Annotated in this window: 2 protein-coding genes; both read right to left on the bottom strand. The window is 43.8% G+C overall.

What is annotated here, in order from left to right; genetic code table 11:
• Positions 1-437 precede the first annotated feature (437 nt).
• On the bottom strand, positions 438-1,418 hold the full coding sequence (locus LC574_RS34500) for an acetyl-CoA carboxylase carboxyltransferase subunit alpha (RefSeq protein ID WP_229458109.1): 981 nt from the start codon (positions 1,416-1,418) through the stop codon (positions 438-440).
• Between the two features lie 120 nt (positions 1,419-1,538).
• Positions 1,539-2,558, bottom strand: a complete 1,020-nt coding sequence (locus LC574_RS34495) for a long-chain acyl-[acyl-carrier-protein] reductase (protein WP_229458111.1) — start codon at positions 2,556-2,558, stop codon at positions 1,539-1,541.
• Between the last annotated feature and the right edge of the window lie 202 nt (positions 2,559-2,760).

Raw genomic sequence — 2,760 nt, 5'->3', positions numbered from 1 at the left:
GACTTTTGACTTTTGACCTTTGACTTTTGACTTTTGACTTTTGACTTTTGACTTTTGACTTTTGCCAGTTGCCAAAGCCTATTACTACCCAATTATTCACACTTCTCGGTTTGAATAGATTAAAGGAATCTAAAAATCTGATGAGTTTCATTAAGTAAGTGCTATGATTCAGTGCAATAATTGGCATATTGTGGGTTTTACCAGTGAAGACAACAAATTATCGCCTGGAAAACCACGCCGTACACTCAAATTAGATTACTTGATAATACAAAAGCTACTCAGTCAGCCCCTTCGGGGAAGTCAAAAGTCAAAAGTCAAAAGTCAAATTGAGTAGATTTACCAAACATGCAAATGCCTATGGCTAGATTGTTAAAAATCTTTAAGCACATAGGCAATTATAGCATTTTGCTCTGCTAATCAATCATTATGCAGCGCTGTTAGTGGGCAACTTCTGTAAAAACGCCAATTTTGCGGAATTTTTCATAGCGCAGTTGACGGCGTTCTGGAGCGGTTAAACGATTGAGTTCGTTCAAATTTTCCAATAACACTTGCTTAAGAATGGTAGCGGCTTTTAAAGGATCGGAATGAGCGCCACCAGTGGGTTCAGGCAGTATTTGGTCGATAATTCCCAACTTTTTCAAGTCATGGGAAATAATTTTTAGAGCAACGGCTGCTTGGGGAGCCTTACCAGCATCTTTCCAGAGAATGGCGGCGCAGGCTTCGGGAGTGGCGACGGTATAAACTGAGTGTTCAAACATGAGTAGGCGATCGCCTACACCAATACCGAGTGCGCCACCGGAACCGCCTTCACCGATGACTGTGCAAATAATTGGTACATCTAAGCAAAACATTTCTCGCAAGTTGTAGGCGATCGCTTCTCCTTGACCTTGGTGTTCTGCTTCTACCCCAGACCAAGCTCCCGGTGTGTCGATAAAAGTTAGTATCGGCATACTAAACTTGTTGGCGTGTTCCATTAACCGCATCGCTTTGCGGTAGCCGCCAGGGTAAGGCATTCCAAAGTTACGGGCAATATTGTCTTTGGTATCACGGCCTTTTTGATGACCCAACATCACCACAGGTTGCCCACACAGACGACCGACACCACCAACTAAAGCCGGATCGTCACCACCACAGCGATCGCCATGCAATTCCATCCATTCATCACTAATAGCCTGAATGTAATCGAGAGTACTGGGGCGACGCGGATGACGAGCGACTTGCAGTCGCTGAGACGGGGATAGACTAGTGAAAATTTCCTCACGCAGTTGCATGGCGCGTGCTTCTAGCTGACGAATTTGACCAGAAACATCGACGCCATTTTCTTCTGCAAGTTGCCGAATTTGATCGATTCGGGTTGCTAGTTCTGCTAGGGGCTTTTCAAAATCTAACAGTAGCGGTTTACGCTCGGTAGTTGCCATCGTAGGGGTTATAAGTTACGAGTTATAAGTTATCTATCGTTTGTCTTGTGTCCTTTGTCCTTTGTCATTTGCAAATAACAAATGACCAATGACTAATGACAAATGACTAATGACTAATGACTAAACCAGCAGTGGTCTAAATCCATGTTTTACTGATACCCGACCAATCTGCTCCATTTTGTCTACGGTAATCTGATTCCGTCCCCATGAAAAGTTCGTGTATAACTTTTCAAATTCCAGCAGCATTGATTCGGCAAAACAAGCAAACAACTGGCGGGCTGGCACGTCCATATTGACGATTTTCATAATTTTCCAGTCAATATCCAGGGAATGCTCTACAATTCCACCATTTAACACATGTATACCAGGATGCTGAATTTTTGTTGCTAAGTTTTTAGGATAACCACCATCAATCAACAAACAGGGTTGTTTCAAAGTGGTGGGTTCAATTTCCACGCCTTTGGGCATACTAGCAACCCAAACTACAACATCAGCTAGGGGCAGTGCTTCTGTCAAACCCATGATTTTTCCCCGCCCCAGTTCGCCTTGCAACTCTTTGAGACGTTCTTGATCGCGGGCTATCAGCAGAAGTTCTTGAACATCTGTTTTCGCATCTAGCCAGCGTGTAACTGCACTACCAATATCCCCAGTTGCTCCACATATAGCAACAGTTGCTTTTGATAAATCAATTCCTAGTTGTTTTGAGGCTTCTTCCACCTGCTTACAAATAATGTAAGCAGTATGCGTGTTTCCTGTGGTGAAGCGTTCAAACTCTAGTTTAATGTTGCGGACTTGGTTAAACTGCTCTAACTTAAAGTTTTCAAAAATAATTGAAGAAAATCCGCCTAAAGCTGTAATGTTAATGCCGTGCTTTTGTGCATGGGCCATGGCGTTGAGGATTTTGCGTGTTGCGGCTTTGATGCGACGACTAGCTAGCATCTCTGGCAAAAAGCAAGATTCTACATACCGTCCTTCAATTTGTTGCCCAGTTACACTGGTGACAATAATGCTATCAACAATTTGCGGTGGGGCGCTACACCAAAAGTCTAGCCCTTGATCGGCATATTCTGGGTATCCCAATTCTTGAGCTACCGATTGAGCGTGTTCCAAACTAGTTAGATGTCCAATTAGACCAAACATGTAGTGATTATTAGGCTTATGCTGTCTCGAAAGGGTGGAATTTAGAGACGCGATTAATCGCGTCTGTACAGGAGAGACGCGATTAATCGCGTCTGTACAGGAGTTAGGAGTACGACTCATAATTTCTCACTGATCATTCCTCACCGGAGGCGGAGCGTCTCCGGCTCCGCTCCTGGGTTCTGAATTCTTCTCTTAAAGAAGA

Origin of the sequence: Nostoc sp. CHAB 5715 (genome assembly GCF_020829685.1) — a bacterium.
Classification (GTDB): domain Bacteria; phylum Cyanobacteriota; class Cyanobacteriia; order Cyanobacteriales; family Nostocaceae; genus Nostoc.
This window is presented reverse-complemented; position numbering and strand designations above follow the sequence as displayed.

Coding starts and splice junctions, on each gene's coding strand:
- LC574_RS34495 (WP_229458111.1), bottom strand. CDS start 2,558: ATGTTTGGTCTAATTGGACATCTAACTAGTTTGGAACACGCTCAATCG.
- LC574_RS34500 (WP_229458109.1), bottom strand. CDS start 1,418: ATGGCAACTACCGAGCGTAAACCGCTACTGTTAGATTTTGAAAAGCCC.